The organism is Nocardia albiluteola (assembly GCF_018860155.1).
GTDB lineage: Bacteria > Actinomycetota > Actinomycetes > Mycobacteriales > Mycobacteriaceae > Nocardia > Nocardia albiluteola.
Map to the genome: position 1 here is coordinate 1 of NZ_JAHKNI010000011.1, position 17242 is coordinate 17242.

Below are 17242 nucleotides of genomic sequence, written 5' to 3' on the forward strand. Positions count from 1 at the left end.
ACGGCCGCGGCTGGGGCGCGCTGGACTCGCTCGCATGTGATACGTCGAGTTGATACCGGCGTTTGCCGATGTAAGCGACGGCAATACCCTTCCGGAGGCAGAAATTGAGCGCCTGCTCCGCGTTGTCGATAATTGGCTCACCGGCGTCGTTCAGCGATGTGTTGCATATAATAGGCACTCCGGTTCTCCGATAGAACGAATCGAGTGCGGCAGCGAGAAAAGGTTCATCGGAGGTCGACAGGGTCTGGATTCTTGCGCTCCCGTCGATATGTGCGACCGCGGGCACGAGCGATCGGAATTCGGGATCGATCGGGAAAGTCTCCAGCATGAACGGCGACGGGCGTCCGCCCGTAAACCATCTCGCCACGTGATCCTCCAGCACGATCGGCGCCACCGGCCGCCACCACTGGCGCTGCTTTATCCGGTTGAGGATGTCTTTGGTTTCGATTCGACGCGGATCGCCTAACAAGCTTCGATGGCCCAGCGCACGCGGTCCGACTTCCGCAGCGCCGTCGACCCACGCCACCGGATAATTCTCCAGATCATCGACGAAGGTCGCGGCATCGAAATCGCGCACGTCGAGAATGCGCCGACCGAAGGCCGCCAGGGCCGGGGCGATGTCAAGTCCGTCGTCACCCCGATAAGGCAGCCCGGTCCTTACGTTCTTGGTATCGAGGTCACCCCTGGCATAGAAGCCGAGCAGGCCGATCCCGAGCGCCTGCCCCGAATCATTCGCACAGGGCGGTACGAGCAGCCCGCGGAATCCATACTTGGCCAACAGATGTGAGTTTGTCGGACAGTTCAGCGCGAAGCCGCCCGACAGGGAAAGAAATGCATCGCAGGGAGAGATGCTTTTCGCTGAAAGCAGCCTCTCGATCGACCGCTCGACGATCGATTTGGATACGGATTCGATAATCTTCATCGTGGCGCTTGCCACCAATTCGTCACGACTGAACGGATTATCGCCGTCGATGCCGGATCGGATCGCGTTGTCGGCGGCATCGGCGACCGACGCAACAAGCTCATCGCATCGATCGAACAGCGAGAAGCCTCCCCAGAATTCCTGGCTCAGCAGGCTCGATTGATCGAACTCGATACTGGCGGGCGACGCGTGCGCCAGGGCCATCAATGTCCCCGGTTCCTGATTGAAGCGGCGCTTCGACGCATGCCACAACAGGCCGGGGGATTCCACCGGAAACAAGGACAAATCGCCACCGCGGGAAACTGCTCCGGCGTACCAGTGGTCGCCGAGGAGATCCTGCTCGAGGGTGAAGTCCGGCCCGCCGTCCATTGCCAACGCAACGATTGTCGAGTCGCGAAACCGGTCCGTATCCAGGCAGAGCCCGGAGAACAGGTGCGATACGCTATGGATTGGCAACCCCTGGGTTGCATAATTCGGCAGCACCGGCGTGGAGGCCAGCCCTGGCGTGCCCCACACCTGGGCAATATCGGCCAACGTTAAATCCTCCTGCGCAAGCAGGCCATTCAGCAGGTCGATCGGTGAGCGCGTGGAGTCGTAGATCGGCATATGATGATGTTTCATACCCGAAATCCGTTCCAGTTCCCAGTATCGAACCAGTGATATCTCGTCGCCCCGGATCGCCCACAGGGCAACGCTTTGGTCATGCCGAATCGTTGTAAATGCCGTGGGACCCGGCGGGCTCAAGTAGGCCGACAGAACGTATTCCACCTGGTTTGGTTCACGCATCGATTTCATGCCGTTCCATCGCTACATCCAAGCAACACGCCATCTTGTGTCCTTCCGGGGGGTGGTGGCGCCACGCCGGACCGCCACATGAAACAGGTCGACCAGCAACGCCTCCCGGTACGTGCTGGCCGGCACGCCGGTGACCTACTCCGGCGGTGTGGTCAGATCCGCCGGTTCGCGTAGCGACCCGGCGTTGCGACATCTTCACCTGAAGGGCCTTCCAATCGACATCTCGATACTGCAGAGGAGTAACAGTATGCCTTGCAGGGCAAGCACTTTCGTATTCCCACTACCGGCGAACCGTCGCGCCGAAATCTAGGCTGGAGCCGTGACGATCGACACTGGATCAGCCAGGCACTCGCGGTACGTGACTCGAGATCGAGAAGACTTGGCTACCTCGAACCTGATCAAGGCGGATCCACTCGGGGCGCAGGAGCACCTCGATCGGCTACGGGTGTTTCTGGTCGAATTCCATAGCGACAGCCGCATTTTCGGCGCAAAACAGTTGGAGCCGCTACACATCGCGCACCGGGTGGTCCACGACGCGCGCCGGAGCATCCAGCGGGTCTTTTCGGACAAGGTGTGCTACGCCATGCTGAACGCGGCCCTGGACTTCCTGGATCCCAACTACGACGCGATCTCGGCTATCAACAAGCGGCTCCACGACCAGGGCCTCGGGCGCACGGTGGATAACATCACCAACTGGGAAGCCGCGCGCCACTATTGGCTGAGTGGCGATCAGGCTCGCGTCGCCGCTTCTCTGGAGGTCGTGTTGGCCGAGTGTTTCGACGTGCCCATGCACTCGATGCCACCGGAGCACCTGGCCGCGTTGCACCAGTGCAACAAGTCGATCACCGCGGAGCTCGGCGCCCTCGGCGACCAACTCCTCAGCGAGGAGCGGGCCACCCTGGAAGGTGTCAACCGCGCTGCGACCACGCTGGTTCGGGAACCTTATAGCGAAGAAATGCAAGTTCCTTTCCGAGTACGGACAGCCGCTTTTTGGAGCAATGTAGACAAGGAGCCGGAACGTGCGAACAACGGTCTGCAGACAGATATGTTCAAGCAGTTTCCAGCCAACTACATCTCAATGAGCGCGCTGGGGGCGGTGTCGATCGAGGCGGCCATGGCGGCTTTGGCCGACGCCGGGATTCCACCGGAACAATGGCCGGCCATGCTGCTCGCAGCCAATGCGGAACTGTCCGTGACCGCGGCGGTAACCGACGCCGTAGGCAATTCCGTGTACTTTGCCGACCGGGAGCCGAACCCATTTCGGGTGAGCACCGCGGCCGATGGGCTTCGTTTAGCGGCCTGCGGGCGGCCGTCATTCCTTTCGCACAGCGAGAAAATAGCGGCGTGCACTCATGCGGTGCTTGGCCAGATCGTCCCCGAATCCAGTGAGATCATGTACGGGCGCGGCCGATGCCCAGCCAATGAGGCACTGCAGCCGACGGCCGAGGAGCAGGAGCTTTGCCGACGTATGTCGCGGCGACTGGGTGGTCTACTGGGCACCCGCTACCCGAGCCATTTGGATCGTCCCACTTCCGCTAACACGTTCGCGGTGCTGATCGCCGCCCTCAGCATCAGGTTGCTTACGGCCGAGAAGATTTCACCACCGGCCCCCGGGCACATCCTCGAGGATCTGCCACAACTACTGACCGCGGCGGCAGAGGAATCGTTCAAGCGGGACTGCGAGTTGCGTCAACGTGGTTAGCACCTCGGCTGGTCGATGAGATGAGGGCCGAGGCACAGCCGGCCAGGCTTGACGAATGCAGCGGCGGCGCTTCACCATCGAGCGCGACGCGGCCGGCATCCAGACCCTGCACCGCGACCTGCTCGCGGAACCGAACGCGTTGGCCCGGGTGATCGCCTTCCCCGCGCCACCGGCCGAGAGGCTACCGCTCCACGACGAGATCTTCGGCATGTGGCCGGAATTCGACGCGGACGAGAACGTGCTCGCCTTCGACAGCGAAAACGCGGACGCACACTGCCGCAGGCGAATGAGCAGACCGCCGCCGTTGCGCTGCAACACTGTTGCGACCTGCTCGACAACCGCCGCGCCCGGACCGGCGTCGCCGGGCAGGTGCGCAACATCCTGATCGCGCACATGGTCTCCTCGCCCGATGGCGCCGCGATCGCCGGGCAGCTGCACCGGAGCGAGCGAACGCTGCGCCACCAGCTCGCCCGGGAGGGCACCTCCGACCGGGCACTGCTGGACGAGATTCGGGAACAACTGGCCGAGGAGCTGCTCATCACCCAGGGCCTGTCGGTCGCCGAGATCGCCCACCGGCTCGGGTATGTCGAGGTGTCGAGCTTCTCGCAGGCCTTCCGCCGCTGGAAGGGCATGAGCCCGCGCGCTTTTCGGCAGCTGCAGCCGACGTAGCGAGCACGGGCGTAGTTTCCCGAGCTCACGCGGACAGGGTCGCGAATGCCGCCCACAGCATCGGTGAGTCCGGCACCGAGCGACCGGCGCGCCAGGCCGCGAGGCGCTCGCGCTGCCATTCCGTAAGCGCGGCAATGGGATCGGGTTGCTCGTGTGCGGCGTCGATCGCGCAGACGGTTTCCTGCAGCGGGCGGCGGTCGGCGGCCACGTCCGCGAAGCGACGGAAGGCAAGATCGGTGGGCAGCGCCCAGCGGCCCGCGGTGACGAGTTCGGCGCCGCCGTTGATCATGGCGGCCAGCAGGCCGAGCGTCTCACCGAAGCGCAGGTCGCCGCCGCTCTCGCAGGCGATCAGTGCCACGCGGCTCGGAATCGGCCACAGCTCGGGACCCGTGCGCGCCGCGCCGTCGAGGGTCTGGGTGCCGAGGATGAGGTCGCGGGCCGACAGCGGCCGGTGGGTGCGCTCCGGCGCGGCGAAGCCGGGGACGTCGTCGGCGCACGCGAGGTGGAGGCGGGCCTCCTCGCTGCGCCCCGATTCCGGCGCGGCCGCGGTGACATGGCCGACATAGAGCAGCCGGGAGGCACCGGCCCGCAGCGCCGCGCTCAGCCACGCCCGATCCTGATCGGTGCGGCGAAAGGCCTCGACGGGATCCGGCACCGCGGGCCGCATGCGATCGTCTGCGAGGTAGTCTGCGATCCGTTCGGTGAGCGTCGCGTGCGTGGACATCCGTCCCAGCACCGAGCCGAGGGCCGAATCGGCCCGGAATCCCGGTACTCGCGGGTCGAGCACGGCCACCACCGGCAGATCCCGGGTCCGCACCCACGACCGGGGTACGCGTCCGGGCGCGTTGATCAGGCCTGCCGGTGCGAGCTGGCTGATATCGGCGATGTCGAGCAGGCGCAGACCCGGATCCGGCGCCAGCAGCTCCCAGGGGAGCTGGGCCGTCCGGGGCGAAGGCTGCAGCCTGATGTGTGGCCGCACGCCGCGCAGGTACAAATCGTGCAGCTGCGCGGCGAGACCGTGAGGCAGCAGTGTGCGCGAAAGCGCCTGGGCGAGTTCATGTTCGGAGTCATAGTCGGCGAATGCCCCTGCAGTCAGAGCATATTCGATCCGGTCCGCGGAGGGGGCGGGCAGGGCGGTGCTCACGCGGGCCACCAGCTCGGCCACCTGCGCCTCCGGAATCGCCTCCACTCCACCGCCGGTGATGTCGTCGCGCCAGCGCCACGATACGTAGAGATCGCCCGCGTCGGCCATGCGAACCAGTACTGTCGGCCGCTGCGAGTCGGTCACGGCCGTCTCTCGCGGGTGCTCGGCGTCGTTGCTGACGCCGATGCTTGTGCCTCGCTCGTTGCGGGTGCCGGAGCTCATGGCTCCCGCGTCGCTCATGCCGGACCCCACGACTCCCGCGTCACCCGTGCCGGACCCCACGACTCCCTCGTCACCCGTGCCGGACCCCACGACTCCCGCGTCACCCGTGCCGGACCCCACGACTCCCTCGTCACCCGTGCCGGAACCCATGGCTCCCTTGTCGCTGGTGCTGGGCCCATGGCCCCTCGTCGCTGGTGCGGGTACCCGTGGTTCCATCGTTTCTGGTGCCCGTACCCGTGGTTCCCTCGTCGCGCTCGGTCATACGGGCAGCACCCGGTCGTCGCGAATACGGCGGCCGTATCGGCGCTCAGCCTCGGCGATGTATTCCTCCAGCACGATCCGGCCACCCGGCTCGTACCGCAGGCGCGGCGGCGGCGCGATGGCGACGCCCTCCCCCGCGGCGACCTCGGCCAAGGCGGCGGCCATGGTCAGGGTTCCGGTGAGCGCCTCGGGCGGCTCCTGTGGTTCCAACGCGGTCCACCGATCGGCGGGGCCGACGGGTGCCTGGTCGGTGAATTTCACTGTCGCCCCGGCACATTGGGTCTCGATGAGATCGGAGACGAGGCGGGCGTCACCGCTGCGGTAGGCGAGCCGGAAGGCGGACCGCATGGCAGGTTCGGCGAGTTCGCGGTGCCAGCGGTGGCGTTGCTCGCCGCCGGGGAAGATGTGGCGCACGGCGTCGATGGCCAAGGCCGACGGCACGGCGAGCCACAGGGCCTCCACGAGCCGCGGCGGGTCGGGCCGGGAATCGTCGAGCGTCGATTCGAGCAGTCGCGCGTGCCAGAAATCGACCTGCGCGCAATGCAATCCGAGGCCGTGGTCGGCGAACACCCGGAACGATTCCCCGAACAGCCGTCCCGCCTCGTCGTGCCGGCCGAGCGAAAAGGCCACTGTCGCAACGCGGATTCGCGCTTCGGCGGCTTCGAGGACGGCACCCGAGTCGGTGAACTGATCGAGGCTGCGCCGGTACAGCTCGTACGCTCGCGCGTGCGCGCCACGCATCTCGGAGGCAAATCCCTGTGCCTTCAGACCGATCCCAGCGCGCGGGCCCAACCCGGCGCCCTCGAAATACGCCTGGCTCGCCGTCAGCAGCGGCTCCGCCTCCTGCGGGCGTCCCGACCTGATATGCATGAGCGCGAGATTCTGCTGGGTCTCCGCGACACCGTTGGCGTCCTGGGCCGCGCCGAAAGCATCGAGCGCTTGGCGCGCGAAGTCCAGGGCCAGCTCGCCGCGCCCGGTCTCGAAGTAGGCGGCGGCCAGATTCATCAGCGGGTGTCCGGCCAGGTGCGGCGCGAAATATCGTGCGGTATCGAGTGATTCGGTGGCCAGATCGATCGCGTCCACCCAGTGCTGGCGATGGATCGCCACCGCGGTGCACGACAGCAGGCAGGCCACCCGCAGCGTGCCCTGCTCGGGATCGTCCGTGAGCAGCGATCGCGCCCGGTTCAGCGCCTCCTGCGCCCCGTCGAGATCGCCGAGATGTTGCAGCGCCTGCGACATGTTGAGCAGGGCGGTGGGCCGCATCGCACCGGCGTCGCCGGGCATCTCGGCCAGCGCCGTCCGAAACCAGCTCACCGCCCGCCGGTGCTCGCCGAGCCCGTCGGCCATGCTCGCCGCATTCACCATGGCCGCCAACCGGATTCGCCCCGAGGTGGTTCGCGCCGCATCCTCGAAGATGCGCAGGGCGCCTGTCGCGTCACCGTTGCCGTAGGCGGTAGCCCCGGCTTGCAGTAATTCGCGCCCGTCCGATTCTGGGGGCGCGGCCTGTGGCTGATCGGATCCATCCGTCTCGGCGACTTCGTCCATCTCACTGCTCCCGAGGTTCGGCGGCCGCCACATCGCGGACAGGATCACGCGTTGGTTCGTGTGTGCGATCCCATGGCGTCGACTGAGGGGTCGCACGCCGCGATTTTGTTGTCCCGCATCGCATGTCAGAAGTCCGTATCCGTGGTGGCGGCCGCGATCTCGGCCAGCAGCATGGTGTCGTCGGGCGCCGAGCGCGCGTCGCGGAGGCGGTTCCTGGCGAATTCCCTCAGCCGCGGGCGAATTCGCACATCGTCGGGAGTGGCGGTATCGGAGGGACCCACCCCGGGTACGTGGATCTCCACTGCCAGAGTGAATTCCCACTCGTCGGGAGCGAGAACCGATCCCGTCCAGGCATCACCGGCCAGAGTCAACTCGGTGGCGGCGATCCCGGCGGCGGTGCGGACCAGCGCCCGAGGCCGCAGGTGGGGCGGCACGGCGGCGGGCATGTGGGGCGCGGCTACGGCGGATATCTGGATCGTCGTCACGCCCGGGTGCCGTCGGACCTCCCAGGACAGCGCTCGTTCGGAGGCGTCGACGATGCCGGGCGGGCAGCGGCGCCAGTCCCAGCCGCCGGAGCCGCGGGCAAGGACCAGGGCTTTGACCGCGGAGTCGGCCGCCGGACCGGCCGCGAGCGCGTAAGCCTCGGCGCGGTCCACGCCGGGCGCGGACCTCCCGTTGCGGTGCGCGCCCGGCGCGGAACTCTCGTCACGGTCCACACCCGGCGCGGAACTCTCGTCACCGTCCACACCCAGCACGGAACCCTCGTCACCGTCCACACCCAGCACGGAACCCTCGTCACCGTCCACACCCAGCACGGAACCCTCGTCACGGTCCACACTCAGCACGGAACTCTCGTCACGGTCGAGTCCAGGGACAGTCGCGAGATCATCGTCGGTGTGCCCGTCCAGGGCATCGGCCCCATCGACCAGCAGATCGCATTCGGTTGTGAGCGTTGCGATGTCGATATCGACGAGCCGTTCGTCGAGCGGAGGGATGTCGTCGAGGGTGGAGGCGGGCCACCATCGCGCGGCCCAGTGCGCATAGCCGAGTTTGCGGGCCCGTTCCACCAGCATGGGCAGACCGGGTTCGGGCGCGAATTCCGCTGGTGTGCTGTCGAAATCGGCTGCGGCAAGCGCGATCTGCGGGCCGTACATCGCCCAGATCCATTCCTGTGCGGCATCCAGATCATCGATGACCGCCGCCGGAAAGTGCTGCCCGGCAAGCACACTCCACACCAGATATCCGCCGTGTACCTCCAGCACCGCGGTATCCAGTGGTGCGGTGCCCTCACCCAGCACGGGCGCGGTCTCGGGGCCGAGGTACAGCGTGCCCGACGGGCCGCCCCGCACGATGATCCGATCCGTCACGGGATTGCCCTCGATTCCGCCGAATCCACCTCGGCAGCTATGGAACTCGTACTGAGTGCCTGTTTGACCCGCATCCGGTGATCGAGCATCACGGACCTGGCGACGCCATCCAGGACATCCCAGAGTTCGCCGCCGTCCGGCAGCGGTAGCTCCCGGACGTCGCGCCCGTGCAGCCGGACCCACAGCCGGCGCAGATAGGGCCGCCACGGGCTGCGCAGGTCGGCGGCGACGGCGTCCAGCGGGCCACTCGATTCCTCCGACGTCCGCAGGGCGAGCCGACGGGCCTGCAGCACGTAGGCCTCGCGCCGCCAGCGCCCGTTGATTACTCGGTGCGCGGCCGTTCCGGTCACCGCCTCGCCGCCCAGGGGCCGCAGCCCCAGAGCCAGGACCGCCCCGGCCGCGGCGGCCAGTCGCAGCGACTCGTCCAGCAGGGCCCACGGCGCACAGCTGCGCGCGATCTCCGCGCCGACCAGTTCGGGGACGGTCGGCAGATCGGCCCGATCCAGGGCCGCGTGCAGGACGGTGAAGACTCGCTCATAGATCGACCGATCGAACGGCCGCGCCAAGGTGGCCGTGGACGCGGTCGAGCCCAGGGGCGGCGGTGCGGGCGCCGGATGCTCGGTCAGGCCGAGCTGCCGCGCGCTCGGATCGGTTGCGGCGGACCACAATCGGATCCCGGAATGGGTTCCGGCATGCCCGGCCAGGAGCTCGGCGAGCGCGGCCCGCCCGCCGTCGCGCAGGCTCCGGGCGGCGACGCAGACCTCGAGCAGGGCGGTGAGCTCGGCGGTGCGATCCGCGCCCGCGACGTCACGCAACGGCCTGCGCGCCCATGCCACCTGGATCAGTCCGGTCAGCTCGCGGGCCCGATCCGGCTCGGTCAGATACTCCCGCAGCGCCCGGGTGGTGCGGCCCGCGGCAAACCCGTGCATTTCGAGCAGTGTCGTCTCGACGATCTCGCCGTCCCGCGATCGGTCCGGCGCACCGGCGGCCGTGGCCAGCTCGAAGCAGCGCTGAAAGTACAGGTCCTGCGGGTTTCCGTCGGTGATCCGCAGCCCCCGCCGGACCTGCTTGAGCAGGGTGAACCATTCGGCGGTGGCCCGGAGCACCGGGGCGGCGGCCTCCACCAGGGTGATCACCTCGGCCGCGCCCTCGGCCGTCACGATCGGCCCGGCGCACCGCGGATTCTGCACGGGGCGGATCACCAGTGGGTCGAGGATCAGTTTGACGGTGCGGCGCAGCGGGCCGCCCTGGGCTCCGCTGAGCGCCTCGACACCGTCGAGCGCGCTCCAGGCCTCGTGGAGCACCATGTCGCGAGGGCGTCGCATTTGCTCAGGTTAGATGGTATTTCTGCCCTACTCCACCCGTCGGCGCGGTGGAAACCTGGGATCGGTAGGGGGTCGGTCTTTTCTACGTTTGCCCCATCGGCTCCACCCCAGGCGAGCCGCATCCGAACTGAAGGAAATCCCATGATCACCACTCCCATTCGCCTGTGCGCCGCCGTCGCCGTCGCCTCCGCGACCCTCGCCCTGGCCCTGACCGGCTGCAGCAGTTCGTCGAAGACCTCCTCGCCCGCGCCGGCCGCCCCCTCGTCGGCGGCGCCCGCGTCGTCGCTGGTGGCGGGGCCGCACCCGCCACCGCACCCGCCACCGCCACCGCCACCGGCGCCCGAGTCGTCGGAGCCCGACACGTTGGCGCCCGAGATGTCGCCGCCCGACACGTCGGTGCCCGACATGGGCACCTCGGCGCTGTCGGTGGACGGCAAGGCGGTCGCCGGACATTTCACGACCACCTGCGCGAGCCAGGGTGGCCTGCTTGCCCTCGCCCTGACCGACACCGGCAACTCGGCCTATGGCGATCTTGCGGTGAGCGCCACCCTCACCGGCGGCAACTCCGTACAGGCCGTGGGCATCACCGGAAGCAAGGATGGCACGTCCGGGCTGCCGTATGCCATCGGGTTCGGCAAGGGCGCGCCGGGTGGATCCGCGTCTGTCGTCAAGAGCGGCAACACCTTCCGGGTCACCGGTGAGGCCGTCGGCACCCCGGACCCGAGCAATCCCCTCGCGGGGGCGAAGACCTCGAAGTTCGACATCACCTTCGCCTGCCCGACCATGATCGGAGGCTGATCATGGCCCCCAGGATTCGGGCACTGATGCTCGCCGCCGCCGTCGTGGCCATCGGGTACTACCTCTGGCACGGGCTGACCTACCCGTCCACCGGCCCCGAGGGCGACCTCGGATGGTTCGGCTGGCAGATCGCGCTGCCGATCGCCGCCGTCACCGTCGTTCCGATCGTGTTCGCCTTCAGCGGCGAGGGCATCGGCCAGGCCTTCACCGGACGCAACAGCGTGGCGTTTCGGGCGGGCCTGGTCGGCATCGGGACTGTGACCTCGGTCCGGCAGACCGGGGTGAGCGTGAACGACCAGCCACAGGTCCGCCTGGACCTGAGCGTGCAGGGCACCGAGGGCGAGACCTTCGACTCCCGGGCGAAGATCATCGTCCCGCTGACCGAGCTCGCGCTGCTGCGGCCCGGGGTCGTGCTCCCGGTCCGCTACCTCCCGGGCCGCACCGACAGGGTCGAGATCGATCGGTCCGGCGACCGCGAGGCAATGCAGAACACGTGGAACGAGAACATGATTCGGCGTGGCCTGACCAGTCGCGACATGCTCGACGTCGCCGCCCGGGGCATCGCCGCCCAGGCCGTCGTCCAGTCGCTCTCGGTGCCGGGCGAAATCCGGGACGGCTACGTCAAGGTGGTACTCGATCTGGCGGTGACCCGGCCCGACGGCAGCACCTACACCACTCACACCGAAAAGTTCGTCCCGTCCGGCAGTGTCGAGCTCGTCCAGATCGGCCGAGTCGTCCAGGTGCACTACCTGCCCGGTGTCGAGGACCGCGTCGCCCTCGCGCTGCCGGTCCAAACCTGAACCGGCACAAGGGAAATTACCGCGGACCGCCCGGGGCCGCGGTAATTTCGTCGCGCTGGTCCGTAGTGAGGCGGTCGCGGTGCCTGTCGCCCCACTCGCCCAGGGCGCGCAGCGCGGTATTGAGCTCCTCGCCGACCGCGGTCAGCGAATACTCCACCCGCGGTGGAACTTCCGGATAGATCTCGCGATGTACGATGCCCCGGGCCTCCATCTGGCGGAGGTTCTCGGCCAGCACCTTCTCGCTGACCCCGGCCAGGACGCGCCGGATCTGCCCGAACCGCCGCGGGCCCGCCCCGAGCACCCACATCAGGTGCAGCTTCCACTTGCCGCCCACGGCGTCGATGGCCACCGACATGCCGCAGACATCGTGATCCGCCTCACCATCGACTCCCATCGCGGCCTCCTGACCAGATTCCGAACCTGTCGGTAAGCAACCCCACTCGAACGTGCGTTCTTCCCGGGCACATCGATCGCGACCACGATCGGAGTCCGGCGCCGATACCGGTTCGCCACGCAGATCGAAGGAGAAACGCATGACCGCGCAACACACGTCGACAGGATCGATCACCGTCCTCGGGCTCGGACCGATGGGCCGGGCGATGGTCACCGCGTTCCGGAACCGCGGCATCGAGGTCACGGTCTGGAACCGCAGCCCCGACAAGGCCGAGGCCATGGCGGAGTTCGGGGCCACAACGGCGGCCACCGTCGCCGAGGCGCTGGACGCCAACGAGGTGGCGGTCCTGAGCCTCACCGACTACGCCGCCATGTACGACGTGCTGAACCAGGCAGCAAATCACCTGGGCCGCAAGGTGATCGTGAATCTTTCGTCGGATTCGCCCGAGCGGGCGCGCGCGGGCGCGGCATGGGTCCGCTCGCACGGCGCCGAATTCCTGTCCGGCGGGGTGATGTCGGCGGGCGACAACCTCGACCACCCGGCCTCCTATCTGTTCTACAGCGGACCGCGCGAGGTGTTCGATGCCCACGCCGGGCTGCTGCGCCCGCTGGGCCCGCAGGAGTATCTCGGCGTCGACGACGGGCTGGCGCAGGTCTTCTATCAGGGCCTGCTCACCGTCTTCCACCCCTGGCTGCTGGCCTTCGACCAGGCCACGGCCATGATCGCCCAGTCCGGGCACGACATCGCACAATTCCTGCCGTACGCGCTGCGCTCCAACGCCGCCTTTCCCTATTTCATGGAGGCGATCGCGGCGCGCAACCGAACCGGAGGGCACGCCGAACTGGCCGGACTGCGGATGATGCATGCGGGTGCCCGGCACATCGTCGACGCCAGCGCGGAGGTCGGCGTCGATGCCGCCCTCTCCCGTACCGCAGAGGCCTTCTGGCACAACGCCATCGACGCCAGTGCGCGACTGGGCCGACCGGTTTCCACCTACGAACTCATGCGCACACCCGGCACGAGCGGGGAGTAGCGCCTACGCCATCGACGACCACGACGGCGCCGAGAACCGCGGGCTCACTCGTATCACCCTGGCGGGCAGTCAGATTCGCCGTGTCCTGGGTGCCAAGTGGATCGGGGGCAGCGGCGGCGCCGGGATGCGCTGCTCGGGCGTGTGTCCGGCGATATCAGGGAAGCGGCGCAGATCGTGTGCCTCCCAATCATTTCGGGCAGCCTCGATCTCCTCGTGGCTGCGCGCCACGAAGTTCCACCACATCACCAGCGACTCCCCGAACGGCTCACCGCCGAGCAGGATGGCGTGCGCACCAGCGGAACTGGTGAGCGCGAGGGTGGGCCGATCACTGCCGAGGTAGAGCAGCGTGCCGGGCTCGACGGTGTTGTCCGCGACGGTGAGCGAGCCCTCGACGACGAGGATCGCGTATTCGAATTCCGTTGTGACGGGCAGTTCTACGTCCACTCCGGCGTCCAGGCGCAGGTCCGCGCCGACGATGGGGGTGTAGGCCTTGGCAGGTGAGGTGGCTCCCGCGAGGGTGCCGATGAGCACCGTCGCGTGCAGCCCCGGCAGCTCGACGGCGGGCAGGTCGCGATGCTGCTCGAAATGCGGTGCGGTGTCGCGGGCCTCATCGGGCAGCGCGATCCACAGCTGCAGGCCCGCGCCCGAAGCATGGCCCGGCACACGGTATTCCGAGTGCGCTATGCCGTAACCGGAGGTCATCAGGTTCAGCTGGCCCGGCAGGATCTCGACGTCGGATCCGATGCTGTCGCGGTGGCGAATGCGACCGTCCAGGGGCCACGTCACCGTCTGCAGCCCGATGTGCGGGTGCGGATCTATGTCGTGACCGGCGGGCGTCTTCGGACCGCCGGATCCGAAGTGATCCAGGAAGCACCACGCACCGATCGTGGGCAGGCCGCGCTGCGGCAGGGACCGGTGCACGGTCACACCGCGCACTCCGCCGAGGGGGACCTCGCGAGACGGGAAGAAGTCGGCGCGCGGGCCCGGTCGCCCCGCCGCACAGGGCAGAGCCGCCACATCTGGCCTACAGTCCAGGTCGCTCATCTACACACCTTCCGTCGCGGGGCATATGCCCAGAATAGGCATGCGGCGGGGCGCGCCGATCACGACCACGGATTCCAGGCCCGCAAGTTAAGGTTCTCCCGTGACCAACGCCCCGCTGCGCATCGGTATCCTGGGTGCCGCGCGCATCGCACCGCCGGCCCTGATCCGCCCCGCCGCGCGTAACCCCGAGGTGATCGTTGCCGCGGTGGCGGCGCGCGACCACGCGCGGGCCCGGCAGTTCGCCCACAAGCACGGTGTGCCAACAGTATTCGGCAGCTACCAGGAGCTTCTCGACGCGCCCGACATCGATGCGATCTACAACCCGCTGCCCAACGGCCTGCACGGGCGGTGGACGCGGGCGGCCCTGGCCGCGGGCAAACACGTGTTGTGCGAGAAGCCCTTCACCGCCAATGCGCAGGAGGCCCGCGAGATCGCCGAACTGGCGCGGCACTCCGATCGGGTGGTCATGGAGGCGTTCCACTACCGCTACCACCCACTGGTCCGGGCCGCGGAGGAGGTCATCGCCTCGGGCGAGCTGGGCGCGCTGGTGCGAGTCGAGACCGCGATGTGCTTTCCGTTGCCCATGTTCTCTGATATCCGGTATGACTACTCGCTCGCGGGCGGCGCGCTGATGGATGCCGGCTGCTACGCGGTGCACATGGCCCGGGTCTTCGGCGGCGGCGATCCAGAAGTCGTTTCCGCACAGGCGAAGTTGCACAAGCCCGATGTCGATCGTGCGATGACGGCCGAATTGCGTTATCCCGCCGGGCATACCGGCCGGATCCGCTGCTCGATGTGGTCCTCGGATGTGCTGCGGATCGATGCCCGGGTGGTCGGCGAGCACGGTGAACTGCACCTATTCAATCCGCTCGCGCCGCAGATCCTGCACTGGATGTCGGTGCGGTCGCGGCGCGGCAAGCGGATCGAGCGCTTCGACCGCCGGCCCACGTACGCCTATCAGCTGGACGCCTTCGCGGCCGCGGTGCTGCGGGGCGAACCGGTGCCGACCTCGCCGCAGGACTCGATCGAGAACATGACCGTGATCGACGCGATCTACCGAGCCGCCGGAATGCCTCTGCGCCAACCGAGTTGAGTGGTCCGGTCTGCGCGGATCCGGCGGTGCACCCCGCGTCGCGCCGCCGCTCCGTCGGACCGTGCTTCATTCCGTGGTCGGCGATCACGGCGGGCGAGTCGAGCTGTACGCCAACCGATTCGGTCTCGGACTCCGCGGAAGGCCCGCAGTGGCGGAAGGTTCGACCGGGCGTTCGATTGTCCGCCCGCAGAAGCAGCCGTTGAGGTCGGCCCGGCGATCAGCCCACCGCGGAGATCGTCGACCCGCGCGAGCCGTACAGCTCACGAGCACGCGCCGGTGTGATCGTCTCCGGCGTGATCGGTTCGGGCGCGGCGAGGTGCCGGGCCAGGATCTGCCCGGCCATCGGGGCGATGTACGGGGCGGCCGCGAGGAGGCCGAACGAGTTGAATCGCGAAGTCGCCCAGACGATTACCTTCGTGGGCAGCCGGACCGCCAGGTCCACGACACCGGGCCGATCGAAGTGTCCGAGCGTGCGCATCCATTTCGGCAGCGTCGCCACCGAGGCGAGCGAGAGCAGCCTGCTGCCCAGCGCGTAGGACCAGCCGGCGCCGTTGCGCGGTGAGGTCCACAGCAGGTGGTGCATGCCCTCCTCCGCGCGTTCGGAGCTGCACAGGCGCGGGCGCACCCGCTCGAAGTAGGCCCGCACCTCCTCGCGGGACCGTGGCACATCTTCGGGCTTGCACGTCTGCAGTTCCGCTGCGACGGCGCATTCGGCCCAGTAGCGCCGCTCCTGCTCCGCACTCAGCGGGCCGGGACCGAACGCCTCGTACGCCGCGAGCACCGAATGCCATCCGGTGATATGGATCCACAGCTGCGTTTCAGGGCTGTTGGCCGCGTAGCGCTTGCCGCTGATCGGCTCGATGCCGGTCATCTTCGCGTGCACCGTCATCAGGTGCTCCGACGCCTGTATGGCGGTACGGCCATCGCCGACGGCAACGATCAGGAAGTAGGCGAAGGTGTTGTCGAGGCGGCTGCGCGGTTCGGTGTAGATGCCGCGCGAATCGGCCACGGCCGCGGTCAGGAACGGGTCGAAATGTTCCAGCACAACCGCGCGCTGGAAGCCGATGACGGCGGTGGGGGACGTCCAGACCTTCCAGCTGGGCGAGCCGGGCCCGAAGAATCCGTAGTCGTCGCGGCGGAGGGTGGTCGGATCGAAGCCCATCGGCTACTCCTTGTGCGCGCTACCCGCCCGGATGGCGAATACAACACCACCGTAGCAATTGCGATGTTTGAATACAACGGCACCGTAGGATTTGTCATGACAGTATGGATCCGACGGAGGTGAGCAGGCGGTGACGGTCGAGCGTTCGGCGGCGCGAACAATGCGTTCGGCGCGGCCGCCCCAGGGGGGACAGCCCGGGCCCGCCGAGCACTCCGCGACGGATCGCCCGCGTCGCCGCTATGCCAAGCGCCTACCCCCCGAGCAGCGGCGCGCGCAACTGCTCGATGCCGCGTTCACGGTGCTGGGCCGCGTCGAGCTGCACGAGCTGAGCATGGAGGCCGTGGCCCAGGAGGCGGGCGTGGGCAAGCCCGTGCTCTACACGGTGTTCGCCACGCGCGCGGAGCTGGTCGCCGCGCTGCTCGAACGCGAGCGCGAGCGCGGCCTGGAGCAGGTCGCCGGCACCCTGCCCGCCGATCTGCTCGGCGCCGATCCCGTGACGGCGGCCTCCGCGACGGTAGCGGCTTTCGTCGATGTGACGCTGGCGAATCCGACCCGCTGGCGGCTGATCCTGGCCACCCCGGCCAGCGCCCCCGACGAATACCGTGCGGCGCTACGGGATTCGCGTGCCGACATCATCGAGCGCGCCGAGGCGCTGGTCCGGGTCGGCGCGACGCTGGACCGGCGGTGGGCGGCAATGGATTCCGGGCTGCTGGCCCGGTCCGTGCTCACCGTCGCGGAGATGCTGGGCCGCCTGGCGGTCAGCGATCCGGAGGAGTACCCGCGCGAACGGCTTGAGGACTACGTGCGCTCGGTAGTCCGACTACTGGCCGGCGCACCCCCCGAATAGCGTTCTCCCACTGGCTGTCCAGGAGCACGACGCCAGCCTGGCCGACACGGCAGCACGGGCTACCGACGGTCCGGTTCGCCAGCGGCCCCGGCGCCCGCGATCACACCGAATGCGCCGCG

16 protein-coding genes are annotated in these 17242 nt (G+C 68.2%); 8 read left to right on the plus strand and 8 right to left on the minus strand.

The window, feature by feature from the left end; all coding sequences use genetic code 11:
* The coding region (locus KO481_RS28475; RefSeq protein ID WP_281066216.1) for a carbamoyltransferase C-terminal domain-containing protein at nt 1-1717 on the minus strand (1717 nt) is incomplete at its 3' end.
* A 319-nt stretch (nt 1718-2036) separates the two neighbouring features.
* Between KO481_RS28475 and KO481_RS28480 the strand changes: the two genes are divergently transcribed.
* Genes KO481_RS28480 through KO481_RS28490 form a run of 3 tightly spaced genes read left to right on the plus strand, consistent with a single transcriptional unit; the run spans nt 2037 to nt 4088 of the window.
* Nucleotides 2037-3419 carry a hypothetical protein gene (locus KO481_RS28480; protein ID WP_215917609.1) on the plus strand — a complete coding sequence of 461 codons (1383 nt, stop codon included), beginning with the start codon at nt 2037-2039 and terminating at the stop codon, nt 3417-3419.
* 55 nt (nt 3420-3474) lie between these two features.
* Nucleotides 3475-3804 (plus strand): AraC family transcriptional regulator ligand-binding domain-containing protein, encoded by a 330-nt coding sequence (locus KO481_RS28485; RefSeq protein ID WP_215917608.1) that lies wholly within the window; start codon nt 3475-3477, stop codon nt 3802-3804.
* Nucleotides 3789-4088: a helix-turn-helix transcriptional regulator gene (locus KO481_RS28490; RefSeq protein WP_215917607.1), complete on the plus strand. Its 300-nt coding sequence runs from the start codon at nt 3789-3791 to the stop codon at nt 4086-4088. Before KO481_RS28485 ends, KO481_RS28490 begins: the two co-directional genes overlap by 16 nt.
* Before the next feature lie 25 nt (nt 4089-4113).
* On the opposite strand, the gene KO481_RS28495 is transcribed toward KO481_RS28490, so the two are convergent.
* The 4 genes from KO481_RS28495 to KO481_RS28510 all read right to left on the minus strand — a co-directional run bounded on the left by KO481_RS28495 (nt 4114) and on the right by KO481_RS28510 (nt 9934).
* Nucleotides 4114-5340, minus strand: a complete 1227-nt coding sequence (locus KO481_RS28495) for a CHAT domain-containing protein (protein ID WP_245400968.1) — start codon at nt 5338-5340, stop codon at nt 4114-4116.
* 372 nt (nt 5341-5712) lie between these two features.
* The gene (locus KO481_RS28500) at nt 5713-7260 is read right to left on the minus strand and encodes a tetratricopeptide repeat protein (RefSeq protein ID WP_215917606.1); all 1548 of its coding nucleotides are present in this window, start codon (nt 7258-7260) and stop codon (nt 5713-5715) included.
* A gap of 125 nt (nt 7261-7385) precedes the next feature.
* Complete coding sequence (locus tag KO481_RS28505; RefSeq protein WP_215921657.1) at nt 7386-8627, minus strand: hypothetical protein; 1242 nt, start codon at nt 8625-8627, stop codon at nt 7386-7388.
* Entirely contained in the window at nt 8624-9934 is a 1311-nt protein-coding gene (locus KO481_RS28510; RefSeq protein ID WP_215917896.1) for a hypothetical protein, read from the minus strand. Before KO481_RS28510 ends, KO481_RS28505 begins: the two co-directional genes overlap by 4 nt.
* A gap of 159 nt (nt 9935-10093) precedes the next feature.
* Between KO481_RS28510 and KO481_RS28515 the strand changes: the two genes are divergently transcribed.
* Both KO481_RS28515 and KO481_RS28520 read left to right on the plus strand, forming a co-directional pair.
* Nucleotides 10094-10750 (plus strand): lipoprotein LpqH, encoded by a 657-nt coding sequence (locus KO481_RS28515; RefSeq protein ID WP_215917604.1) that lies wholly within the window; start codon nt 10094-10096, stop codon nt 10748-10750.
* 2 nt (nt 10751-10752) lie between these two features.
* On the plus strand, nt 10753-11550 hold the full coding sequence (locus KO481_RS28520) for a hypothetical protein (RefSeq protein WP_215917603.1): 798 nt from the start codon (nt 10753-10755) through the stop codon (nt 11548-11550).
* 16 nt (nt 11551-11566) lie between these two features.
* Here KO481_RS28520 and KO481_RS28525 read toward each other — a convergent pair whose 3' ends face one another.
* On the minus strand, nt 11567-11944 hold the full coding sequence (locus KO481_RS28525; protein ID WP_245400897.1) for a winged helix-turn-helix transcriptional regulator: 378 nt from the start codon (nt 11942-11944) through the stop codon (nt 11567-11569).
* Nucleotides 11945-11996: 52 nt separating this feature from the next.
* Between KO481_RS28525 and KO481_RS28530 the strand changes: the two genes are divergently transcribed.
* Complete coding sequence (locus tag KO481_RS28530; RefSeq protein ID WP_443677995.1) at nt 11997-12977, plus strand: NAD(P)-dependent oxidoreductase; 981 nt, start codon at nt 11997-11999, stop codon at nt 12975-12977.
* A 69-nt stretch (nt 12978-13046) separates the two neighbouring features.
* On the opposite strand, the gene KO481_RS28535 is transcribed toward KO481_RS28530, so the two are convergent.
* A complete protein-coding gene (locus KO481_RS28535) occupies nt 13047-14021 on the minus strand; it encodes a pirin family protein (RefSeq protein ID WP_215917601.1) in 975 nt (324 codons plus the stop codon).
* A 100-nt stretch (nt 14022-14121) separates the two neighbouring features.
* On the opposite strand from KO481_RS28535, the gene KO481_RS28540 reads away from it, so the two are divergent.
* Nucleotides 14122-15114, plus strand: a complete 993-nt coding sequence (locus KO481_RS28540; protein WP_215917600.1) for a Gfo/Idh/MocA family protein — start codon at nt 14122-14124, stop codon at nt 15112-15114.
* A 217-nt stretch (nt 15115-15331) separates the two neighbouring features.
* On the opposite strand, the gene KO481_RS28545 is transcribed toward KO481_RS28540, so the two are convergent.
* Nucleotides 15332-16276, minus strand: a complete 945-nt coding sequence (locus tag KO481_RS28545) for an oxygenase MpaB family protein (protein WP_215917599.1) — start codon at nt 16274-16276, stop codon at nt 15332-15334.
* Nucleotides 16277-16436: 160 nt separating this feature from the next.
* Between KO481_RS28545 and KO481_RS28550 the strand changes: the two genes are divergently transcribed.
* A complete protein-coding gene (locus KO481_RS28550; RefSeq protein WP_215917894.1) occupies nt 16437-17123 on the plus strand; it encodes a TetR/AcrR family transcriptional regulator in 687 nt (228 codons plus the stop codon).
* Nucleotides 17124-17242 lie beyond the last annotated feature (119 nt).